Here is a 1,005-nt window from a genome sequence, read left to right as displayed (position 1 = left end):
ACCCGCTGCATCGTCCTTCGCGCTGTTGATACGCAGGCCGGAAGACAGACGCTCAATGGCGGTGCCCAAAGTAGACTGGGATTTGTTCAGGTTGTTCTGAGTCAGCAGAGACAGGCTGTTAGTGTTAATTACCGCCATAGTATTATTTCCTTTAAATATGTTTCGGCTAAGGTTTAGGCTTATTGCCTACGGCTTCAATCACCGTCCCCTTATTTATCGGCACCTGCATTCATAGCTTTAATTAAATCGCGTGTTTTTATTAAAAAACCAATAAATAACAGACACAAAAAAGCCCCCGCAATGCGGAGGCTCGATATCCTGCTCAACGGGGAATTAACGCAGCAGAGACAAGACAGTTTGTGGAACCTGGTTAGCCTGTGCCAATACGGAAGTCCCTGCCTGCTGCAGGATCTGCGCACGGCTCATGTTGGACACTTCGGTAGAGTAATCGGCATCCTGAATACGGCTACGCGCGGAAGTCAGGTTGTTTACAGTGTTGTTCAGGTTGGTGATGGTTGACTCAAAACGGTTCTGAGATGCACCCAAAGTACTGCGCTGAGTATCAACCGCTTTCAGGGCTTTATCGATATCAGCCAATGGCGTGGTGCCCGGAGCTTTGCTATCTGCACCAACGGTGCCTTTCAGCACGTCGAAGCCTTTGGCAGCAACGGTACGCACGTTACCGTTAACCGCTTCGCCTGCGTCAGCTGCCAGTTTCATTTTAGCGTCGAGATCGGTTTTCGCCGTAGCCGTTGCAGCGATATCGCCAGCTACGCCAGATGCATCAGAGGTTTTCTTCGCTGCATCATACGCAGTTTGTGCTGCTGAAGCGTCTGCAGTTTTAGTGAAAGCATAGGTATTCACTGAATCAGATGAAGTGCCATCTGCTTTCGCTGCCGCCAGGTTCCAGCCCGCGCTTGAACCGATAGCGATGCTGATTTTCTCGCCGTCTTTAGAACCCACCTGGAAATCATAACCAGTATCGGTCGCAGTACGGTTGTCCAA

Annotated in this window: 1 protein-coding gene and 1 pseudogene; both read right to left on the bottom strand. The window is 50.1% G+C overall.

Annotated elements, in window-relative coordinates:
* A pseudogene (locus ACQ4OC_RS19570) lies at window positions 1–138 on the bottom strand (flagellin FliC); the annotation flags it as partial.
* A 195-nt stretch (window positions 139–333) separates the two neighbouring features.
* A partial coding sequence (locus ACQ4OC_RS19565) for a flagellin (protein ID WP_430971564.1) occupies window positions 334–1,005 on the bottom strand: 672 nt, incomplete at its 5' end.

It is taken from the genome of Yersinia sp. J1 (genome assembly GCF_050586585.1).
GTDB lineage: Bacteria > Pseudomonadota > Gammaproteobacteria > Enterobacterales > Enterobacteriaceae > Yersinia > Yersinia entomophaga.
This window is presented reverse-complemented; position numbering and strand designations above follow the sequence as displayed.